This is a genomic window from Streptomyces humicola (genome assembly GCF_024436035.1).
Lineage (GTDB): Bacteria > Actinomycetota > Actinomycetes > Streptomycetales > Streptomycetaceae > Streptantibioticus_B > Streptantibioticus_B humicola.
In genome coordinates this window covers 102431-123809 of sequence record NZ_JANFNG010000019.1, presented here as the reverse complement: position 1 = coordinate 123809, position 21379 = coordinate 102431, and the positions used below count along the sequence as shown (strand labels likewise).

Here is a 21379-nt window from a genome sequence, read left to right as displayed (position 1 = left end):
GTGGTGAACATGTCGGACGCCATCGGCGGTGTGCCGGTCTGCGTCTCCAACAACGTCTACGACACGTACTCGCATCTGAAGCTGTCGAAGGGCACGCACACGCTGAAGGGTGTCTCGGCACTGGAGTTCCTGCGCTCACGGCACGGCTTCGGCGACGGCAGCGACCTGGGCCGCACCGTCGCCCAGCACATGTACCTCGCCTCCATGGTCCGCACGCTGAAGAGCGCGGGCACGCTGACCGATCCCAGCGCGCTGTACGGGCTCGCGGACGCGGCGACCAAGGCCCTGACCGTCGACACCGGCCTTGCCAGCATCCCCGATCTGCTGGGCCTGGCCGACGACTTGAACAAGGTGCCGTCCAACCGGATCACCTTCACCACCATGCAGACAGTGCCCGACCCGAACAACAACCAGCGGGTCGTGGTCTCCCCTGCGGCGCAGAACCTGTTCGACGCGGTCATCAATGACCAGTCGCTGACCACGGGCAGCGGAGGGAAGTCGGCGGCGGACACCCACGCCACCTCCACGGCCACCTCCACCCCCAGTGCGCAGCCGGCCGTGCCCGACTCACAGATCACGGTGCAGGTCAACAACGGAAGCGGGATCTCCGGCCGGGCTTCCGATGTGGCCCAGTACCTGATCAACTCCGGCTTCGGCCCCAACAGCGGCTCCGCCAACGCACCCGTACCGGCCCCGACCACCTCGATCCACTACGCACCCGGCCAGCAGGCCGAGGCCCAGGCGGTCGCCCGCACCCTGCAGATCCCCACCAGCCGGCTGCAGTCCGACAGCGCCGTCAGCAACGTGACCGTGGTCATCGGCAGCGACTGGACCAGCGGCACCACCTTCCCGGCCAGCGCGGGCGGCTCGTCCAAGCCCGCCCCCGCCGACACCAAGGCCGCCGTCGCCGGCGCCAACGCCCAAAACGGCGACCAAAAACAGTGCGCACAGGTCAGCACCTTCGACACCGTCTCCATCAACGGCGTACCCATGACCCCCACCCAGGCCTACGCCGACAGCCCCAACATCCCCAACTCCGCACCCTGACCACAACCCGGGGGGACGGAGGTGAGCGAGCGTGTTCCGTGCCCTGTCGAAGAAGGCGCGCGTACGGCTCGCCGTGCTTGCGGTGGTCGTGCTCGGCCTGGTCGCCGGTGTCGTGATCGCCGTGCTCGGACGGGGTCCGCACGCGCCGGTGACCTCCAGCTCCCCGTCACCGACGTCCACCGGCCCGGCCGTCTCACCGCTCACCGGGCTGCCGGGCATGGCCGGCCGGATTCTCGCTGTCAAGATCGACAATATTGTCTACGCACGGCCGCAGACCGCCGTGAACTCCGCCGACGTCGTCTATGCCATTGAGGTCGAGGGAGGAATTTCGCGATTCCTGGCGGTCTACGACTCGAATCATCTGCCGCGCGGCGACCGGATCGGCCCGGTGCGCAGCGCTCGTGAAAGCGATCTGGAGCTCCTCCAGCAGTACGGCAGGGTGGACTTCGTCTACTCCGGCGCCCTCAGCAAGTTCCTGCCCGTCCTCGCCCGCGCGAATGTGATCAACGCGTCGCCGCAGCAGACGAATTCATTCGTCCGCTCCGGCACCAATGTGCCGCCGTACAACGAATACGTCGTGCCCTCCCGCGTATTGCGTCAATTCCCGGAATCCGCGCCCGCGCGGGACATCGGGTTCCGTTTCGGTCCTGCGCCCGCGGGCGGCACGCCGACGGCCTCCTACAGCGCCCGAATGCCCGCCGCCTCGTTCACCTTCACCTGGTCCGCCCGGCAGGGCACATACCTGGTGACGATGGACGGTTCACCGGCCGGGACCACCGACGGCGGGCAGATGGGCGCTCCGACCGTCGTGGTGCAGAAGGTGGCCGAGACCACCTCGCCGCGCGGTTTCATGGATTCGCCCGGCGTGCCCTCGCCGTTCGCCCCGACGGTCGGCGGCGGCAGCGCCGTGGTCCTGCGCGACGGCAAGGCGTACGACTGCAGGTGGTCGCGGCCGCAGGGGGACGACGGCACGGTCTTCACCTACCGGGGACAGCGCATGACCTTCCATCCCGGTCAGGTGTGGGTGGTGCTCGAACCGCGCTGACGCACCCAGCGCGCCCGCCCTCGCCCCAGTGCTCCGCAGTCCTCCCCAGTCCTCCCCAGTCCTCAGTGCCGGTGGACGTGGTCCGGGAGGCTGGGGTCGCCCGGGTGCTCGAAGCCGGGGGCGAGGCGGACGAGGGCGTCGCGGCGGGCGGCGAGCCAGTCGTCGAACGCGGTGCCGCGCGCGGCGGCGAGCAGATCGGCGTGGATGGCGGCGCGTACCTCCTCGAAGGGACGGATCGCGGCCGGTTCGACGCCTTCGACGACGGCCACGTGCCAGCCGAACGACGTACGCACCGGGCCGATCCTGCTGCCCGGCGCCGCGGCGAAGAGCGCGTCCTCGACAGGGCCGCTGAGCTGGCCCCGTGCGACCGTCTCGGGCTCCCCGAGCTCGTCGGCGCGCACCGCTGCGGCCTCGGCCCTGGTGGGGCGGACGGCGTGGCGCATCGTCCGGCGCTCGGGGCGGGTCCACAGATCCGGGTTGGCCGCGTAGTAGCGGCGCAGCTCCGGCTCGCTCACCGTCACGTTTGCGGTGACTTGTACGAAGAGCGCATGCACGGCCCGGTCCAGCGGGAGGCTGTCGTCGGGTGCCTCATGGAGGATCAACGCCTCGGAGGCGAGCAGCTGTGCCACCCAGCGGCGCAGCCGGGTGCCGGCCGGTGTGCGGTCCTCGGGCAGCCGTGTGCCGTACGGGCCACGGCGGATCGCCGCGAGCCGCCGGTCGAGCTCGGCGATGGTGATGACACGGTCGCCGACCCGCGCCACCTCCGTCGCCGCGCTCACTGCGGGCTCCTGCTCGGGATGTCGTCGCGGTCGGTACTGTGCCGCGGTGCGGGAGCCGCGCGCCGGGACGCCTCATCGGAGTCCTCACCGGATGGCCTACCGGATGCCTCACCGATGGCGACGACCGCGGTCGGCGTGTACAGCAGCCGCCCGAAGTACATCACCTTCACCAGCGCCCACCAGCTGCCGGGCCGGGAGCCGGGCGGGGCGGCGAACTCGTAGTGCACGTCGGTGTCGCCGTCCGCGACGACCGTGAAGGGCTGCGTCCAGGGCGTGGTGATCGGCCAGATCGCGTAGGGGGTGATCAGCTGGGCCTCGCCGTGGATCGGGCTCTGCGCGGTGTTGTGCAGACGCGCCGTCAGCCGGCCCGTCTGCCCGGGGGCGACCGTGACCTCCGGGGTGACCAGCGTGGTCGCCAGCTCCTGTGCCTGATGGGTGCGTTCCGGGTGGGAGGGCAGGACCATGCGTGCCTTGCGCGTGACCTTGTCGATGGAGAGGGAGAGCGCGCGTTCGGCCGCTCCGTCGTGGACGGGACGGGTCGGCTCCGAGCCGGGCAGCGGCGGCTCGGCCGGGACCGAAGCGGCCCGCCCGGATGCCACGTACTCGATCGTGACGACGTCCTCGTGGAGCTGGCCTTGCGGGTCGGTGGTGCGTACGAAGACGAAGTAGCGCCCGCCGGGACCGCTCGGCTGGACGCGCACCTTGTAGCGCAGATACGCACCCGGCGCGAGCGAGTACAGCCGCTTCGGCGGCGAGGCGGTCCAGCCGGGCGGCACGAGGATCTCGGCTTCGCCTGCGATGTTCCCGCCGGTGTGCGAAGAGGCGACGGTGACCCGGAGCTCGTACGGTCCGCGGCCGGAGACCGCGCCCGGCGAGGCGTGCACGGAGATCATCTGGTAACCCATCGGCGCAGCACCCTTGTTGTGCCGCCAGTACGACGTGTACACAGGCGTGGCCGGCTCGGTCACCGGTGCGATCTCCGGGGTGACGAAGGGCACCCGCGCGGTCGGCCCGCTGCCGACCGGTCTCATCGGCACGGCGCCGAGGGTGCGGATCTCGAAGCCGCTGAGCTCGCAGCTGATCCGCCCGCCGTCGAGGCTGACGGGGCGCGGGTCGCCTTCGAGCATGTTGACGGTCGTGGCCTCGGTGAAGGGACGGAAGAAGGTGAACCGTGCCGTCGTGGGTCTGCCACTGGACTCATAGGCGCGCAGCACGATCCCGGCCGCCGGATCGGCCTCGGCGCCCGCCATCGACGCGATCGGGTTGCCGCGCGGCTTGAGCGCGGTGACCACGACGCTGTCGCCGTCGACGGAGAGCAGGTCGGCGCCGGCCGGGAGGGCACCGGCGTGCGTGCCCTCCTGACGTGCGGTGAGCGGATTGTTGTAGGCGTGGCCGCGGCGTGCGAGCCCGGCCGCCCGCCAGTCGCCGCTGTGGCCGACGATGGCGTACCGGAACGTGTGACTCCAGTGGTTGGTCTGGAAGTTGGCGCCGTCTGGGAGGCTGCGCTGCGGCGGGTCGATCCAGCCGCCCGAGGGCCAGCCCGTGGAGGAGCGCATGATGCCGAGGTAGATGTCGCCGGTGGTGTCGACGTTGAAGCCGGGAAGGCCGCGGTTGAGGACGGCGAAGCCGTACGGCTCGACCCGGCCGGTCGTGCCGTCGAGCTCGGCCGGCTGGATGACGTCGATGCGCGGCGCGCGGCGCAGGTCGCCGGCGAGCTCGTGCATCGCCGTCCGGGTGTCGGCGGGGGTCCGCCCGGCGACGATCAGTACCGGCAGGGCGCGCGGGCCGCGCAGGTCGGCGAGGGGGACCCAGGTCTCGGCCAGCGGCCGCTCGGCGGGCACCCACAGGAGTGCCGTGCGGCCGCGGCGGAGTTGGCGGCGGAGCTCGGCGGCGTAGGAGGGGTGGGCCGCGCCGAGCACGTCGGCGGTGAAGTCGTTCTCGTCGGGGCCGCCGACGCTGATGCGGACATCGGGAAGGTTGGAGTCGACGTCGAGGCTGCCGTAACGCGAGCCGTCGTCGGTGGAGGTGGTGGCGGTGACACCGGTGGCGACGAGAGCGACGACGGTGTCGCGCGCCGCGTCGTTGTAGTCGGTGCTGTACGACACCTGCCGACTCCGTCGGCGGGCGGGGACGACGACCTCGGCAACGCTGACCGCCCGGGAGGCGCGCACCGCTCCTTCCGGCCCGCCGTCGAGGAGGGCGACGGTGAGCGTCGAGCCGAGTTCGACCCAGTTGTAGGCGGGGTAGTCGAGTGTCCACTTCGCGTGGGCGTAGTCGACGTTGGGGAACCCGAACCCGCGGCCGACGACGGCGTCGCCGACCTCGCAGACGGGCATGCCGCCTTCGACGTCCGGCTGGAACCGCACCCGCATCAGGCGGTTGACGCCCGTGAAGTCGTCGATGCGCGTGGTGAGATCGACGCGGGCCACGCCGTCCCAGAGCGTGATCTCCTGCGTGTAGCGGCACTGCACGAAGTCGGCCGCCACGGTGATGCGCCGGCCGATCGGGCAGTGCTCCACGGCGACTTTCGCCGGGCGCTGCGAACTGGACGCGATCGGGCCGCCCTTGGGCACGGTCACCCAGGGCCCGCCCGAGGGCGCGCCGGGTCCGTCCTCGTACTCGTCGTAGGCGAGCAGTTCGTTGGCGGAGCCGCCGGCGCGCAGCATCTGCCGCTGTGCGGTCTTGTCGTACAGCGAGCTGATGACGCCACCGCGTGCGGGGTCGACGGCGACGCTGTAGTACTCGTTCTCGATCTGCAGCGGTCTGTCCGGTGCCGGGCGCCAGGCCGGTGCGTGCAGCGGGGCGCCGACGTGCGTGAGGTGGTAGGTGGCGTATCCGGTCGCCGGTACGTCCCGGGCGATGAAGGCGAGCCGGGCGGAGGCGATGGTGCCGTCGTGGTGGCGGCTGATCCGCTCGACGTGGACGGGCACGCTGCTCCCGTTCGGGTCGCGCAAAGCGATACCGGCCGGGCCGGGCGCGGGGAAGTCGATGTCGGCGAGGACAACGTCCGTACGCCGCCAGGCCATAGCGTTGAAGACCAGCAGCGGGATGCCGGGGCCACGGGTGTCGGCGTGCGCGGCGATGAAAGCCTGTGCGTTGCCGAGCGTGGTGCGCCCCAGCTCCAGCGCCTCGCGCCAGCCGCCGAGCAGGTCCAGGTAGACCTGGTCGCACTCGGAGCCGGTGATCGCGTCGTGGTGGGCGCCGAAGCACAGCTGGCGCCACGCCTTGTCCAGGGCGCGGGCCGGATAGGCGGCGCCGAGCAGGGCGGCGATGGTGGCGAATCGTTCCGCCGCGAGCAGCGTGTTCTCCGCCTCCCGCTGCGCCTGCTTGGTGTCGATGTACGTGATGTCCTTGCCGGTGAAGATGGGGTTCATGTCCCGCGTCTGCGGCGAGAGCGCGATGCGGTTCGCGTCCAGTTCCTCGCGCACCGCGTCGAAGAACTCGCTCGGCACCGCGATGACGAACTTCGGCCACACGTACCTGCTCGCCCACGAGCGGTGCACCCGCGTCACCCACCGGTTCGGCGGCGCGTAGTCGGTGCCGACCGGCAGCAGGCAGTTGCGCGTCGCGGCCACCGACTTCAGGTCCCGGAACAGGTCGTACGCGGTCGCCTCCGCGGTGAGCAGGTCCTTGGCGGTGTCCATCCGCCAGCCGGCCGAGTAGTGGTTGGGCATGTAGCTGGTGAGCAGCGACGTACCGCTCGGCGCGATCCAGTCGAACTCGCTGCGGAACTGCATCCGCTTGTTGTCCCCGACGGTCTGCTTCGGCCCCCATTCGTGGTGGGGACCGCGCGCCCATGAGCTCGACGAGTGACCGGCATCGGCCATGATCCCCGGGAACTGCGGGTCGTGGCCGAAGACGTCCAACTGCCATGCGGTGCGCGGCGATCCACCGAGCACGTCGCGCTGGTAACCCATCCCGTACACCGCGCTGCGGATGGTCAGCTCGACGCTGGTCAGGTTGGTGTTCGGCTCGTTGTACAGGCCTCCCACGAACTCCAGGCGCCCCTCCTCGACCAGCCGCCGCACCAACGGGCGGTCCTCGGGGAACGTGTCCCAGAAGGGCTTGAGGTAATCCAGTTCGGCGAGGACGAACTTGTAGTCCGGATCGCGGCGGGCCATGTCCAGATGCGCCCTCACCAGCGTGAATCCCGGCCGCTGGAATCCGGTGTTCTCCCACGTCTCGGTGTACGCACCCTGGGTGTTCCACCAGACCGGGTCGTAGTGGTAGTGCGGGACCATGTACATGGTCCAGCCGGGCTCGGCCGCCGTGATCCGCACCGACTGGGTGTCGGTCACGTCCTGCGTCGTGGCGTGGACGTGCGCCCGCAGCTCGGTCCCCTGCTCGTGCTGCGACGCGTACGCCACCGACACCTCGACGGTCTCCTGGTGACCGGGGGCGAGATCCGGAAGGACGACGGGGTGCGGGGTGGTGATCCCCTCGCCCGTCAGGGTGATGATCGCCGGGTCGTCGGAGCTGAGCGCCTGCGTGCCGATGTTGGCGACGCTGACGTGCACGACCTGCTGTGGCGCCTGCTCGGAGCCTGTGAACACCTGCGGGGAGGCCACCGCGGTGACCTTGACCGCCGTCCCCAGGACCGCCGGCTGCGCGGAGGCCGCGATCAGCTTCAGCCGCTTGGCCCGGGGAAGCCGGAAGCCGACGGCCTCCCGCTGCGGATCGAACGGGATGGTCTGGAGGAAGAGCCGCACCCGCGGCGCGGCATCCCCCGAGGCCCTGTGGCGGTGGCCGGCCTCGACCACGACGGCCTCCAGGAACCCGGGCACCTGGGCCCAGTCCGAGAACCGTACGGGCACGGTCATCGAGCCGCCATCCGCGTAGAGCACCTCGCCCTTGGCGTCGACGGAGCCGCCGGTGGCGGCGCCGATCAGGTAGAGCAGCGCATATCCGGCCTGTGGCAGGTCGATGGTCTGGCCCTTGGCGACGGTGAAGTTCTCGCCGCCGGGGCCGTACGAGTCGTCCGCGGGGAAGTCGAAGGGCACACCGGCGATCCGGGTGCGGCCGGAGGGGAGTTGCTCGGCCGGGAACGACCAGCCGTGTCCGTCGAGGTTGGCCGCCGAGCGGGCCCAGTTGTACGACGCGCCGTCAAGGTCGTACGGCAGTGGCACGGGCACTGCCTCCGGGACGACGAGCCCCTCGCGGACCGCGGCGGTCGCGCCGCCGTCGAGACCCACCACCGCGGCGGACGCGATCGCCAGAGACGACAGGAAGCTGCGTCGGCTGAATCCCTCCAGCTGGTCCTCAGGCAGTCCAGACACGGCACCTCGGCTCTTTCGTTCGCTTCTCCACAGCGGTTCTTTCGTTCGCTTCTCCGCCCGCTCCAAGATGCCAGGACAAAAGGGATTGAAACGCGTAAAACACGACAAACAATGCTCTGCGGTCAACTATGAAAATACGAACAACGGGGCTGGTGAGGAGGCCAGTGGTGTGAGCGGTACAGCCGCGGAAGGCGACGACCTGGGGTTCCCGGCGCGCCGCGCGCCGCACCTTGGCACGGTGCCCGAGCTCGACGCGACGGTGATCTGCTGCCGGGCCTGTCCACGGCTGGTGGAATGGCGCGAGGAGGCCGGCCGGGTCAAGCGCAGGGCGTTCCAGGAGTGGGAGTACTGGGCGAGGCCGGTGCCCGGCTTCGGGCCGCCGGACGCCGTGCTCGCCGTCGTCGGTCTCGCGCCCGCTGCGCACGGAGGAAACCGCACCGGGCGGATCTTCACCGGCGACCCGTCAGGAGACGTGCTTTACGCCGCGTTGTACGAGGTGGGCCTCGCCTCGCAGCCGAGCTCCACCCATCGCGGCGACGGCCTGGTGCTGCACGGCGTACGGATCACCGTGCCGGTGCACTGCGCGCCCCCGCAGAACCGGCCCACCACGGCCGAACGAGACACCTGCAGGCCGTGGCTCGCCCGTGAACTGCAGCTGTTGCGGCCCTCGCTGCGCGCGGTGGTGGTCTTGGGCGGCTTCGCCTGGCAGGCGCTGATGCCGGTGCTCTCCGCCGCCGGGTGGCAGCTGCCCCGCCCCCGTCCGGCGTTCGGGCACGGCACCGAGGTGCGGCTCCCCGCTGGGACGGGCGGCGGGCGGGAGCTGCAGGTGCTCGGCTGCTACCACCCCAGCCAGCGCAATGTGTCCACGAAGACGGTGACCCCGGCGATGATCCGCGACGTCCTGCGGCGGGGCGCGCGCATCGCGGGCCTGTAGGCACCGGCAACGACGGTGGCCCGAGCCGTACGGGGAGAGGTACGGCCCGGGCCACCGGGTCTATCGGCCAAGTACGGTCACGCGGTCAGCGTCACGCGACGGAGGTCGGCAGCGCCGGGATCGCGGGGACGGCGGCCGGGCTGGTCAGGCCGGCGGCGGAGGTGCCGGCGGGCAGCGAGGTGACCACGATCTTCACCGCGGTGACGGTGCGGCCACCGGTCACGGTCAGGCCGGAGACGGCGGTGCCGACGGCGTTCTGCGCGAACGGCTCGGCCTGGCCGGCGATGCCCTGCGCCAGCGGCTGCGCCTGGGTGGCGACGCCCTGGGCGAACGGGCGGACCTGGCCGACCACACCGTGGGCGAACGGCTGCACCTGGGCGACCTCGGCCTGCGCCAGCGCGTCGCCACCGTCGACAGCGCCCGCGACGGCGGGCACCAGCTCGGCGACGGCGGTCTGCGCGACCGGCGGCAGCACCTCGTTGGTCACCGACGACACGCTGCCGGTGGGCAGGTTGGGCAGGCCCGGAACGCTCGGGACGCTCGGGACCGACGGCAGGCTCGGGACGTTAGGCAGGGTGGTGGGCACACCCGTCGGCAGGTTCGGAACGCTGGGAACGCCCGGCAGGTCCGCGACGGGCAGACCCGTCGGCAGGTTGGTGGGGAGGTTGGCGGGCAGACCCGTCGGCAGACCGTTGGGGAGGGTCTTGGTGACCTTGTTCAGCAGGTCGAGGCGGGTGCCCGCGGCCAGCACACCGTTGGCGACGTCGGTGGCGCCGGCCGGGTTCGGCAGCGACGGAACGGACGGCAGGTGGCCGACGTGGCTCAGGGCGCCGGTCGCGGCACCGGTCGGCAAGTCGCCGGCGAGGCCGTGGGCGGCGCCGATGAGGCCGGAGACGTGGGAGAGGGCGCCGGTGGCGGTTCCGGCCGGCAGGCTGCCGGCGAGACCCTTGTCGTTGCCCTTGGCCTTGCCGGTGTGGGCGAGCATCGGCTGCTCGATCTGGCCGGTGCCGGTGAGGCCGCCGGTGAGGCCCTGCAGCGTCTGCTGGACGCCGGGCTCGGACTGCTGCAGGCCCTGCAGGGTGTTGCCCAGGTTGCTGGTGCTGAGGATGCCGGGGGCGCTGCTCGGCACGGCGGTGACGCTCTTGACGACGCCGTTGACCACGCCGGTCGGCGAGGGGAGCGTGCTCGTCGCGGAGCCGAGGGTGCCGGTGACGGTGGAGACCGTGGAGCCGGTGGAGGGAACGGAGGGGAGGGTGGCCGCGTTGGCGGCGGCGTTGCCGAGGGCCCAGATCCCGGTGGCTGCTGCTGCGACGACTACCGCACGGCTGATGTTGCTACGCATGATGGGGAATTTCTCCTAGCGAAATGATGAAGGTGGCTGAACGTGCCTGGGACAGGGCAGGGTTGGTGGCTCATCAGGCCGTCAGACTCGAATTGACGGCGTGCGATGAGGGGGAGCGGCTCAGCCGGGAAGGAGCACGTACAGCCGGGACGGGACGCGCGGGCGGGGATCATGGACGCGGCCGCGACGTCGGTCGCCCGTGCCGTGCACCGGGCGTTGCCGCGACCTGCCTAGTCAGGCTGTACGGAGACGTTCGTCGACCGCATGACGGGCGACGAACCGTGCGCGGTGCCGATCACGGCCGCGCACAGCGGGAACCGCACGCCGCCCGAGAGCAGCGCGGCGTGCGTGTCACCGGAGTGGTGGAAGCCTCCGTCACCCTCGACGGGGTGGTCGGAGGAGTGATCCGCGGGCACCGGAGCCTGGGAGCCCGGCGCCTGCTGCTGGTGCGCCGCGAGCGCGTGGTGCGCTGCGGTGCCGTGTGCCGTGGCGGCCGTACGGCCGACCCGCGCGGTGAGCGCGGTACGGCCTGCCGAGTGCGGCCGAACCGCCGTGTGGCCCACGGCGTTCGGAGCGCTCTTGGCCGCGTGACCGGGGCAGGTGAGCCCGGTGGCCGCGTCGACGAGGGGGGACACGACCTGCTGGGCCGCGCCTTGGACCGTCCCGAGGAGAAGACTGAGCGGCCGGACGGTCCTGGTGACGCTGCCGACCTGGGCGACCGCGCTCGTGAGGCTCTTACCGGCCTGCTGGGCACGGGAGGTGAGGGTGGCGGCGGCGTGCTCGACCGTGGTCCGGCCGGCCGTCGCCGCCGGAGATGCGCTGCTGGACGTGGACGACGCCGTGCTCGATGAGAACGGCGACGCCGGGGTGTCCGCGTGCGCCTGCCCGCCCAGGATGAAGGCAAGAGTCAGGAACCCCCCGAGGAACAGCAGCACGTGCAGCGCGCGCCGGGCGACCGTCGTGCGCGGGCGCACGTCGGCAGCAGGCAAGGCGGGCGAAGCAGGCAGCAAAGGGGGGACCTTCCCGTACGGATGACACACGTTCCGGGTGACGGAGGTGATCCTTGCACGCCCGGCGGGGGGCGTTGCAAGCTCGTCGTCCCCTCTTGCTACCGATGGGGTGCCATGTCCGGTATGGGCGGCGCGAGTTGCGTCGCCCCGTGAGGCTGCCGCGCACGGCGAGAGCAGCGGATGTGCTCGATACGTGAGTGGACTGTGGATGTTTGACGGCGCTTCAGCCTCAGGCGGGATTCTGCCCGGGCTCATCGGACTCGCCTTCCGGCCCGTCGACCGACTTCAGATGCGCACGGTCGGCCGCGGTCTCGCTCGTCGTCGTCTGGTCGGCGACCTCCGTCGGGGACGGGGCCTCGACCAGCCAGTCGGGGTTGGCCTGGCGGTTCCACCACCGCCACACGGCAACACCGCCGCCCGCGAGCGTGCCGAGGACCATCAGGCGCCTGGCGAAGCGTCCGCACTTCGCGCGCCGCTCCTGGCGGTGCAGCAGCTTGTCGATGTCACGGGCCGAGACCTGTCCGCGCAGCGCGGCGAGCGCGGCAGCGCCGCGCGCCACGGCCTCTTCGCGCACCGGCTCGGCAGCGGCCCGTGCCGTCTCGACGGCATGGCCCACGCGAGGCGATGCGTACTCGGCTGCCTGCCGTGCCGTCTCGCGGGCGTGCTTGACGGTCTGCGCCGCGGAAGTGCTGACGCCCGGCGGCACCGCGCCCTTGGCCTGCGCGATCCGGTCCGCGATCCGCTCCGCCAGGTACGCGTCGTACTGGGCGCGGGCCACGTCGCGGGCCTGCCCTGCGGCGCTCGACACCTTCGGGGCGATCCGCCGGCGTGCTTCACCGGCGTAGTGCACGGCGGTGTCCTTGGCCGTGCCGGCATAGGGTGCCGCCACCACCGCCGCGTGACGCACGCTTTCCTTGGTCGTAGCGGCTGCGTGGCGCACGCTCTCAGTGCGGGTCACGGGAACCTCCTCCTCGGTGCTCGTGGGCGTACAGAATTCGCCTTTCCGCCCGAAATGAGATCATGCCCGTTTGCGGGCGGACCGGCATGTGCGCAGGGGCATCCGGGGCACAGCGACGACGGCGCGGCGCTCGTGCGTGCTCGGCCGGGGGCGGGCCGTGGGAGGATTTGTGGCCGTCAATGAAGTCTATGGAAGGTACGTCGTGGCCGAGCAGCTCTACGCCACCCTCAAGACCAACAACGGGGACATCGCAATCCGGCTTCTGCCGAACCACGCGCCGAAGACCGTGAAGAACTTCGTCGAGCTCGCTCAGGGCGAACGGGAGTGGACCGACCCGCGGACCGGCAAGAAGACCAATGCCCGCCTCTACGACGGAACGGTCTTCCACCGCGTCATCGCGGGCTTCATGCTGCAGGGCGGCGACCCGCTGGGTAACGGCACCGGCGGCCCGGGCTACGAGTTCGGCGACGAGTTCCACCCGGACCTGCAGTTCGACCGCCCGTACCTGCTGGCCATGGCCAACGCCGGTCCCGGCACCAACGGCTCGCAGTTCTTCATCACGGTCGCCCCGACGGCATGGCTCAACAACAAGCACACCATCTTCGGCGAGGTCACGGACCCGGCGAGCCAGCGCGTCGTCGACGCCATCGCCGCCACCCAGACCAACCCGCGCACCGACCGCCCGGTCAAGGACGTCGTCCTGGAATCCGTGGTGATCGAGAAGCGCGAGGGCTGACCGGAACCGACCGGGACGTCACGGGAACTCAGGCGCCCCGCCCGTCCGTATGCCGTATGCGTACGTACGGGCGGGGCGCCATGCGCTCGTGACGGGACCACGCACTCGTAGACAGGGAAGAAGGCGACCATGGACCAGGCGGTCTGCTGCTACCGACACCAGAGCCGTGAGACCGGCGTGCGGTGCTCCCGCTGCGAGCGTCCGATCTGCCCGCAGTGCATGATCCCCGCCTCTGTCGGCTTCCACTGTCCGGAGTGCGTCACGGAGGGCCGCCAGCCCGTGACCCGGCCGCGCACCATCGCAGGCGGCACGCTGGCCGCCAACCCGCGACTGGTCACCATGGTCCTGATCGGGATCAACGTCGTGGTGTTCCTGCTGGTGCAGGCGTACGGGAACCCGCTCGTCAACGACCTGGGGCTGGTGCCCAAGGCCTTCGACCCCTACGCCGGGCACACGGTCGGCGTCGCACAGGGCCAGTGGTACCGACTGCTGACGGCGGTCTTCCTCCACCAGCAGATCGCGCACATCGGCCTGAACATGCTCTCGCTGTGGTGGATCGGGCCGAGCGTCGAGGTGGCCCTCGGACGGGTCCGCTATCTCGCGCTCTATCTGCTCTCGGGGCTCGGTGGCAGCGCGCTGTCGTTCCTGCTCGCGCCCGTCAACGAGGTGGGCCTCGGCGCCTCCGGTGCGATCTTCGGGCTGCTCGGCGCTATGTTCGTCCTGATGCGGCGGCTGCGGCTCGACGTGCGGCCCGTGATCATCCTGATCGGGCTGAACCTGGTCTTCACCTTCACCATCCCGGACATCGACTGGCGTGCCCATGTCGGCGGGCTGATCACAGGCACGGCGCTGACGTACGCGATGGCGCACGCGCCGCGCGAGCGCCGGGCGCTGGTGCAGTGGGGTGCGTGTGCGGTGGCGCTCGCGGTGATCATCGGGATCGTGGCGGTGGGGACGATACGGCTGGGCAGCTGAATCCTTACGGCTGACGCCGCCGGCCGCTTCACCTGCTGATCAGACTTATCCACAGAGCGTGCGTACACCTGTGCACGGCGTGGAAGACGGCCCAATTGCTGCGCACTGCACCGTGCGGCGACACGCCACCCGGTCACACCGGCGTCAATGCGCCAGAGGTTATCCACAGATCTTCCGACCTTTGTCCCCACCGGGCGTCACCCTGTGGATAACTCTGTGGACAGCCCTGGCGAGAGCTTGACGCGCGCCGCGCGCCTACTTCCACTGCGTCGAGACGACGAACCCGCCCGCGATGAATCCGAAGCCGATGACGATGTTCCAGTTGCCCAGCGCCTCGACCGGCAGACTGCCGGTGGTGACGTAGAAGATGACGATCCAGGCGAGACCAATCAGGAACAGCGCCAGCATCAGCGGAGCGACCCAGCTTCGGCCCGAGCCCAGCTTGATGCTCGTCTTCTCCGGCGGCGGAGTGAAGTCGGCCTTCTTGCGGATCCGTGACTTCGGCACGAGAGATTCTCCTGTCGATGCTCCCCCTGCCTTCGGCGGGGGTGCCCCCTGCGGGACGCGCGGCGGTTGTGTCTTGTCGCGGGCCGAGGACGGCCGGCATCGCCGGCGCCGCCCCCGGAGCGTCCGTTAGCGTAGTGCTTCTTGGGGTGCGGATGAGATAAGTGCCCCGTCGCCAATTATGCGCTCACGACCCGTGACTCCTGCACTCTCCTCAGGCACAGTGACCACCGACGGCGGAGGTGACGGGAGGGGAGCGGCGCGATGGTACGCCTGGCCGTACGGACACTCAGCGAACTGTGCGTCACCGTAGGCTCCTTGATCGTCCTGCTTGTCGTTTATCTGCTCTTCTGGACGGGCGTTCGCGCCGACAACACCATGTCCGACGAGGTCGCCAAACTGCAGAACCAGTGGGCGCGCACCCCGCTCACCGCCACCGCCCCCGCGACGCCCGCGCCGCAGACGCAGCAGAGCACCCCGTCTCCCTCGGCCACCCCCACGCCGCCCGTCTACCGGGACGGCCAGCCTTTCGCGATCATGTACATCCCGCGGTTCGGCGCCGACTGGCACAAGCCCGTCATCGAGGGCACCAGCACCAGCGACCTCCAGCGCGGCGTCGCCCACTACACGGGCACCGCCCGCCTCGGGGCTGTGGGAAACTTCGCGGTCGCCGGACACCGCCGCACCTACGGCAACCCGTTCGAGGCCTTCGCCGAGCTGCGCCCCGGCGACAAGGTCGTCCTCACGGACGGCGTGACCTGGTACACGTACGTCATCGACGATCAGCCGTACCTGACCCTGCCGAACGACATCGGTGTGATCAATCCCATCCCGGCACCGCTCGACACCTCGGCCACCCCGTACACGTCCCCCGGCCGCTATCTCACGCTGACCACATGCGACCCCCCGTGGGGTCACAGCCACCGCCTCATCGCATGGGGCCACCTGGAGTCCACCCAGCCCGTTGAACAAGGGATGCCGAGAGCTTTGCTCAGCTGACCCTCGCGCCCCGCCCCTCTCCCCTTAGTCTGGTGCAGAACTGGTGCAGAACCGGAGGGAAGACACCGTATGTACGGCTGGATCTGGCGCCGCCTGCCAGGCAACGCGTGGGCGAAGGCCGCCATCTCACTCGTGCTGGTCCTGGCAGTGGTCTTCATCCTCTTCCAGTGGGTGTTCCCCTGGGCGGAGCCACTGCTCCCGTTCAACGACGTGACGGTGAACGGCGGAGGCAGCGCAGGCTGATGAGCGCACGGATTCTCGTTGTCGACAATTACGACAGCTTCGTCTTCAACCTTGTCCAGTACCTATACCAGCTCGGTGCCGAGTGCGAGGTGCTGCGCAACGACGAGGTCGAGCTGAGGCACGCGCAGGACGGCTTCGACGGGGTGCTGCTCTCCCCCGGGCCTGGTACGCCCGAGCAGGCGGGCGTCTGCGTCGACATGGTGCGGCACTGCGCGTCGACCGGGGTGCCTGTCTTCGGCGTCTGTCTCGGGCTGCAGTCGATCGCGGTGGCGTACGGGGGCGTGGTGGACCGGGCGCCGGAACTGCTGCACGGCAAGACCTCGCTCGTCACCCACGAGGGCAAGGGCGTCTTCGCGGGCCTCCCCTCGCCGTACACCGCAACCCGCTACCACTCGCTCGCCGTCGAACGCGACACCGTTCCGGACGAACTGGCGATCACCGCCTGGACGGAGACCGGCGTCATCATGGCGCTGCGCCATCGCGAACTCCCGGTCGAGGGAGTCCAGTTCCACCCGGAGTCCGTGCTGACCGAATGGGGCCACCGGATGCTCGCCAACTGGCTCGCGGTGTGCGGGGACGCCGGCGCCGTCGAGCGCTCCGCGGGTCTGGCGCCGGTGGTCGGCAAGGTCGGGGCGTGACGGTGGCGTGACCACGTCGTACGAGGACACTGGGGAGTTCGCGGCCGCCGTGGGCAGGCTCGCGGACCCGCTGAGCGACCCGCTGCCGGGGGCCTCGCCGAAGTCCGAACCCGCACCCGGACCGGAGCCCGATCCCGGGGCGTACGCGTCGTACGACTACGGGACGGCGTACGCGGCGCCCGGGTATCAGCAGCAGTATCAGGCGCCCGCGTACGCCTATGCGCCTGAGGCGCAGCCGCAGTGGGAGCCGGCGCCGGAGCCGGAACCCGTGCCGGTGGCAGTGCCCGCGCCGCGGCGTGCGCCACGCGCGGGCGGGGTTTCGGGTGTCTCGCAGACGGCGCAGCTCCCGGTCGTCGAACCGGGAGCGGCTGCTGCCGCTGAGACGGCCGCCGAACCGGCGCCCATGCCCGGCGGCCGCGCCGCCCGGCGGAAGGCGGCGAAGCGCAGCCGGGGAAGACGGGCCGCCGGCCCTGCCACCGTGGCCTCCACCGATGCGCCGGCCGCGCCCCGCACCCGGATGGAAGCCCGGCGTGCGGCGCGCGCCGCCAAGGATCCCACGATGGTCGTGGCGAGCAGGATCACCGGCGAGGTCTTCATCACCCTCGGTGCGCTCATGCTGCTCTTCGTCGTCTACCAGCTGTGGTACACCAACATCCTCGCCGACGAGGCGGCCAACGGCGCAACCAACAACCTCAAGCACCAGTGGGCCGGCGCGAGCGCAACGAGCGATGCCGACATGCCCAACCACTTCGCCGAGGGCCAGACCTTCGCCATCATCTATCTGCCGAAGCTGGACGTCGAAGCGCCGATCGCCGAGGGGGTCGACGAGACCACGATCCTCGACAAGGGCGAGGTCGGTCATTACTCCGGCTCGCTGGAGACCGCGTTCCCCTGGGACACGACGGGCAACTTCGCAGTCGCCGCGCACCGCAACACGCATGGTGAGCCATTCCGGTACATCAACAAGCTGGTTCCGGGCGACAAGGTCGTGGTCGAGACGTCGAGCATGTATTACACGTATGAGATCACCAGCACCCTGCCGCAGACCTCTCCGTCGAACATCGGTGTGATCCAGCCCATTCCTCAGGAGTCCGGATTCACCAAGCCGGGTCGCTACATCACATTGACCACCTGCACGCCCGAGTTCACCAGCCTCTACCGGCTCATCGTGTGGGGCAAGATGGTCGACGAACAGCCACGCAGCAAGGGAACCCCCGCCGCGCTGGCCGGGTAATACGTCACACGTATACGGAACGGGGTGACCGGTGGCTACCACCGAGCACGACCAGGACATCGCCGATACGGACGGCACCGGTGCCGGATCGCCGCCCGCGCGCCGCAAGCGGAGGCGTATCGCCACCACGATCAGCGTGATCGGCGAACTGCTCATCACGTCGGGCGTGGTGCTCGCGCTCTTCGTCGTCTACTCGCTCTGGTGGACGAACGTTATAGCGGACCGTCAGGAGAACAAGGATGCCGCCGCGATCCGCAAGGCATGGTCCGCACCGCAGGCACCCGGCGCCCTCAACACCGAGGACGGCATCGGCTTCCTGCACGTCCCGGCGATGGGCAAGGGCTACGAGGTGCTGGTGAAGAGGGGCACCTCGGTCGACGTGCTCAACGAAGGCGTGGCCGGTTACTACACCAGCCCGTACAAGTCGGCGATGCCGTGGGACACGACCGGCAACTTCACCGTGGCCGCCCACCGCGACGGCCACGGCGCGAAGTTCCACAACATCGACAAGATCAAGGTCGGCGACGCGGTCGTCTTCGAGACCCGGGACACTTGGTACATCTACAAGGTCTACGACATCCTCGCGCCGACCTCGAAGTACAACGTGAAGGTGCTGCAGCCGATCCCGCGCGAATCCGGCAAGACCACGCCGGGCCGCTACATCACGCTGACGACCTGCACGCCCGTCTACACCTCGCTCTACCGCTACATCGTCTGGGGCGAACTGGTCCGCACCCAGCCGGTCGACGCGAAGCGGACGCTTCCGCCGGAGCTGCAGTGATCGCTGCCCCGCTCCCGGAGTCCACCGGGGGCGGGGCGTGGACGGCCGGCAAGCCGGGCCGCCATGGTCCGCGTGGCTAGCATGAATGCGAGGCCCCTGTCACGCGGCAGGTCACTGCCCCAGATGAAGGAGCGAGTGTCATGACCATGGCCCCGGACCATGCAGGGCGTGACGCATTCCAGTACCAGGCCATGCGGGACATCGTTGATCAGATGCAGGCCGGTGTGCCCGGCAAGCTCGAGATCACCAAGGAAGGGATCGTCCACGACATGATGTCGCCGGGGGGGCCTCACGAACTGACGGCGGCGCGCATCAGCAGGCGGCTTGAAAAGGTGATGCCCGAGGGCCTACTGGCCCACACGGGGACGCCCGACGTGGAGGATGTGCACGTAGGTGTGATGCGCCACCCCGACATCATGGTGATCGCCGAAGCGGACATGGAAGTCGAGGGCGCCTTCGATCCGCGGGCCGTGCTCGCCGCCGTCGAGGTGGTGTCCCGGTCCAACCCGGACAACGACTGGTCCGGCAAGATGCGGGACTACCCTCTGCTCGGAATCCCCGTTTACGTGATCTTCGATCCGCGCACCGGTGAGGGAGCCGTCCTCTCCGACATCCACGCAACCCCGAACGGTCCCCGGTACGCGACCAGGAAGGACTTCGTGTACGGCGAGGACATCACGATCGGCGGGTGGACGATCTCGACAGACGGCCTGCCACGCTACGCCTAGTCCCGCCCGAGCTGCAGTGGGCAGCTGCAGTAGGCATAGGCAACGGAAAGGTGAGGGTCCGGGGGCCGAAGCCCCCGGACCCTTCCGCTTTCTAGCCGCCCATGCCGCCGATGAAGCCGCCGTTCCCGTTGCCGCCGTTCGGGTTGTCCATGGTCTGGATGGTGACGGCCTGGCCCTGGGTGACCTGGGTGCCCGCCGGCGGGTTGGTGCTGACGACGACGGCGTTGGGGTCGGAGGGCCCGGAGATCTGCAGGTTCAGCCCGAGCGAAGCGAGGTCCTGCTTGGCCTGGGCGAGCGTTTTACCCGTTTCGTCGGGGAGGGTGCCCTGACTTTGCCCTTTTGAGACGGTCAGCGTCACCGTCGTTCCCTGGGCGGCCTGGGCGTTGGCGCTCGGGCTCTGGGCGATGACCTGGCCGGCGGGCTGAGACGCCTGGGCGTCGCTCTCGACCACCTTGAAGCCCATGTTCTGCAGCTGCGACTGAGCCTGGCTGAACTGCTGGCCCACCACGTTGGGGACGGTGACCTGCTGCGGCGACGCCGCGACCGTGATGGTGACGGTCGACCCCTTCTGGGCCTGCGCGTTACCGGCCGGGTCCTGCTTCAGCACCTGGCCGGCCGGCTGGCCGGACGTCCCGTCGTCCTGCTTCACGCTCACCTGGAAGCCCGCGGACTCCAGCGCCTGCGTCGCCGAGTCCTGGGGCTGGCCGACCACGCTCGGCACCGAGACCGGCGCCGGGCCCTTGGACATGGTCAGGGTGATGGTCTGGCCCTTGGAGGCGGTGGAATTCGCGGCCGGGGTCTGGCTGCACACCGTGTTCTTGGGCTCGTCGCAGAACGTGTCCCCGCCCTTCTGGGCCGTCAGGCCGACGTTCTGCGCCGAGGTCTGGGCCTGGGAGAGCGTCTGGCCCTTGAGATCCGGCACGCTGATCTGGTCGTTGGCACCGCCGGAGAAGATCGACTTGCCGATGAAGACCGCGCCCACGAGGACGAGCATCGCCGCGAGCACCAGCAGGATCGTCGAGGCGCGGCTCTTGCGCTGGTTCGAGCGGCGCCGGTCGCGGCGGTCCTCGTAGCCGTAACCGTCGTCCGGCCCGGCGGGCGTCGGCGGCAGCACCGAGGTGTGGCCGGCGTCCTGGTTGCGCGGGAGTGCCGTGGTGGGGGCGTCGCTGTACGAGCTGTTGCCGTATCCGTAGCCGACGGCGCCCAAGGCGGCGGTGGCGGCGACCGGCTGGCCGTCGAGGCAGGCCTCGACGTCCGCGCGCATCTCGTCCGCGCTCTGGTACCGGTAGTCGGGGTCCTTGGTCAGCGCCTTGAGGACGATCGCGTCCATCTCGGGGGTGACCTCGGGGTCGTAGACGCTCGGCGGCTGCGGTTCCTCGCGTACGTGCTGGTACGCGACCGCGACCGGCGAGTCGCCGACGAACGGCGGGCGGACGGTCAGCAGCTCGTAGAGCAGGCAGCCGGTGGAGTACAGGTCGGAGCGGGCATCGACGGTCTCTCCCTTCGCCTGCTCGGGTGAGAGGTACTGCGCCGTGCCGATGACCGCGGCGGTCTGTGTCATCGTCATGCCGGAGTCGCCCATCGCACGGGCGATGCCGAAGTCCATGACCTTGACTTGACCCGTTCGCGTGAGCATGACATTCGCCGGCTTGATGTCGCGGTGGACGATGCCGTTGCGGTGCGAGTACTCCAGCGCCTGCAGGATGCCGACCGCCATCTCCAGCGACCGTTCCGGCAGCAGTTTTCTGCCGCTGTGCAGCAGCTCACGCAGGGTCGAGCCGTCGACGTACTCCATGACGATGTACGGGATGGAGACCCCGTCGACGTAGTCCTCGCCGGTGTCGTAGACCGCCACGATCGCGGGATGGTTGAGCGAGGCGGCCGACTGGGCCTCTCGGCGGAACCGGGCCTGGAACGACGGATCGCGAGCGAGGTCCGCCCGCAGCGTCTTCACAGCGACGGTGCGTCCGAGGCGGGTGTCATGGGCGAGGTACACCTCGGCCATGCCGCCGCGGCCGAGCACCGAGCCCAGCTCGTACCGGCCGCCGAGGCGACGCGGCTCTTCCATAGTTCCAGCCTCTCCCTGATTCCCTGTTTCCGGACCGTCCGTCTTCTGCTCTGAGGCGTGCGCGGCTTCCCTGTTCTGCTCG

Annotated in this window: 18 protein-coding genes; 11 read left to right on the top strand and 7 right to left on the bottom strand. The window is 70.2% G+C overall.

What is annotated here, in order from left to right:
- Both NGB36_RS22360 and NGB36_RS22355 read left to right on the top strand, forming a co-directional pair.
- A partial coding sequence (locus tag NGB36_RS22360; RefSeq protein WP_255922168.1) for an LCP family protein occupies window positions 1–1047 on the top strand: 1047 nt, incomplete at its 5' end.
- Between the two features lie 31 nt (window positions 1048–1078).
- Window positions 1079–2092 (top strand): DUF3048 domain-containing protein, encoded by a 1014-nt coding sequence (locus NGB36_RS22355; protein ID WP_255922167.1) that lies wholly within the window; start codon window positions 1079–1081, stop codon window positions 2090–2092.
- Between the two features lie 62 nt (window positions 2093–2154).
- On the opposite strand, the gene NGB36_RS22350 is transcribed toward NGB36_RS22355, so the two are convergent.
- Window positions 2155–2871, bottom strand: a complete 717-nt coding sequence (locus tag NGB36_RS22350; RefSeq protein WP_255922166.1) for a peptidylprolyl isomerase — start codon at window positions 2869–2871, stop codon at window positions 2155–2157.
- Complete coding sequence (locus NGB36_RS22345) at window positions 2868–8147, bottom strand: glycoside hydrolase family 38 N-terminal domain-containing protein (protein ID WP_255922165.1); 5280 nt, start codon at window positions 8145–8147, stop codon at window positions 2868–2870. The genes NGB36_RS22350 and NGB36_RS22345 overlap by 4 nt, the downstream gene beginning before the upstream one ends.
- 169 nt (window positions 8148–8316) lie before the next feature.
- Between NGB36_RS22345 and NGB36_RS22340 the strand changes: the two genes are divergently transcribed.
- On the top strand, window positions 8317–9081 hold the full coding sequence (locus NGB36_RS22340) for a uracil-DNA glycosylase (RefSeq protein ID WP_308288905.1): 765 nt from the start codon (window positions 8317–8319) through the stop codon (window positions 9079–9081).
- A 91-nt stretch (window positions 9082–9172) separates the two neighbouring features.
- Here the strand turns inward: NGB36_RS22340 and NGB36_RS22335 are convergent, their stop codons facing one another.
- The 3 genes from NGB36_RS22335 to NGB36_RS22325 form a co-directional block, all read right to left on the bottom strand.
- The gene (locus NGB36_RS22335) at window positions 9173–10423 is read right to left on the bottom strand and encodes a hypothetical protein (RefSeq protein WP_255922164.1); all 1251 of its coding nucleotides are present in this window, start codon (window positions 10421–10423) and stop codon (window positions 9173–9175) included.
- Between the two features lie 230 nt (window positions 10424–10653).
- Window positions 10654–11397 (bottom strand): hypothetical protein, encoded by a 744-nt coding sequence (locus NGB36_RS22330; RefSeq protein ID WP_255922163.1) that lies wholly within the window; start codon window positions 11395–11397, stop codon window positions 10654–10656.
- A 265-nt stretch (window positions 11398–11662) separates the two neighbouring features.
- Entirely contained in the window at window positions 11663–12391 is a 729-nt protein-coding gene (locus NGB36_RS22325; RefSeq protein WP_255922162.1) for a DUF5324 family protein, read from the bottom strand.
- 202 nt (window positions 12392–12593) lie between these two features.
- Here NGB36_RS22325 and NGB36_RS22320 point away from each other — a divergent pair, with 202 nt between their 5' ends.
- Together NGB36_RS22320 and NGB36_RS22315 are read left to right on the top strand one after the other, a co-directional pair.
- Window positions 12594–13127 (top strand): peptidylprolyl isomerase, encoded by a 534-nt coding sequence (locus tag NGB36_RS22320; RefSeq protein ID WP_255922183.1) that lies wholly within the window; start codon window positions 12594–12596, stop codon window positions 13125–13127.
- Between the two features lie 129 nt (window positions 13128–13256).
- Window positions 13257–14102: a rhomboid family intramembrane serine protease gene (locus NGB36_RS22315; protein ID WP_255922161.1), complete on the top strand. Its 846-nt coding sequence runs from the start codon at window positions 13257–13259 to the stop codon at window positions 14100–14102.
- Between the two features lie 255 nt (window positions 14103–14357).
- On the opposite strand, the gene crgA is transcribed toward NGB36_RS22315, so the two are convergent.
- A complete protein-coding gene (gene crgA, locus NGB36_RS22310) occupies window positions 14358–14609 on the bottom strand; it encodes a cell division protein CrgA (RefSeq protein ID WP_255922160.1) in 252 nt (83 codons plus the stop codon).
- A 261-nt stretch (window positions 14610–14870) separates the two neighbouring features.
- Here crgA and NGB36_RS22305 point away from each other — a divergent pair, with 261 nt between their 5' ends.
- From NGB36_RS22305 to NGB36_RS22280, 6 genes are all read left to right on the top strand, one after another.
- Window positions 14871–15605, top strand: coding sequence for a class E sortase (locus NGB36_RS22305; protein WP_255922159.1), 735 nt, complete (start codon window positions 14871–14873; stop codon window positions 15603–15605).
- 69 nt (window positions 15606–15674) lie between these two features.
- Window positions 15675–15848 carry a hypothetical protein gene (locus tag NGB36_RS22300; RefSeq protein WP_255922158.1) on the top strand — a complete coding sequence of 58 codons (174 nt, stop codon included), beginning with the start codon at window positions 15675–15677 and terminating at the stop codon, window positions 15846–15848.
- A complete protein-coding gene (locus tag NGB36_RS22295) occupies window positions 15848–16486 on the top strand; it encodes an aminodeoxychorismate/anthranilate synthase component II (protein WP_255922157.1) in 639 nt (212 codons plus the stop codon). The genes NGB36_RS22300 and NGB36_RS22295 overlap by 1 nt, the downstream gene beginning before the upstream one ends.
- 7 nt (window positions 16487–16493) lie before the next feature.
- Window positions 16494–17720, top strand: coding sequence for a class E sortase (locus NGB36_RS22290; RefSeq protein ID WP_255922156.1), 1227 nt, complete (start codon window positions 16494–16496; stop codon window positions 17718–17720).
- 31 nt (window positions 17721–17751) lie between these two features.
- Window positions 17752–18501, top strand: coding sequence for a class E sortase (locus tag NGB36_RS22285; RefSeq protein ID WP_372509501.1), 750 nt, complete (start codon window positions 17752–17754; stop codon window positions 18499–18501).
- Window positions 18502–18641: 140 nt separating this feature from the next.
- On the top strand, window positions 18642–19229 hold the full coding sequence (locus NGB36_RS22280) for a Uma2 family endonuclease (RefSeq protein WP_255922155.1): 588 nt from the start codon (window positions 18642–18644) through the stop codon (window positions 19227–19229).
- 91 nt (window positions 19230–19320) lie between these two features.
- Here NGB36_RS22280 and pknB read toward each other — a convergent pair whose 3' ends face one another.
- Complete coding sequence (pknB, locus tag NGB36_RS22275) at window positions 19321–21297, bottom strand: Stk1 family PASTA domain-containing Ser/Thr kinase (protein WP_255922154.1); 1977 nt, start codon at window positions 21295–21297, stop codon at window positions 19321–19323.
- Window positions 21298–21379 lie beyond the last annotated feature (82 nt).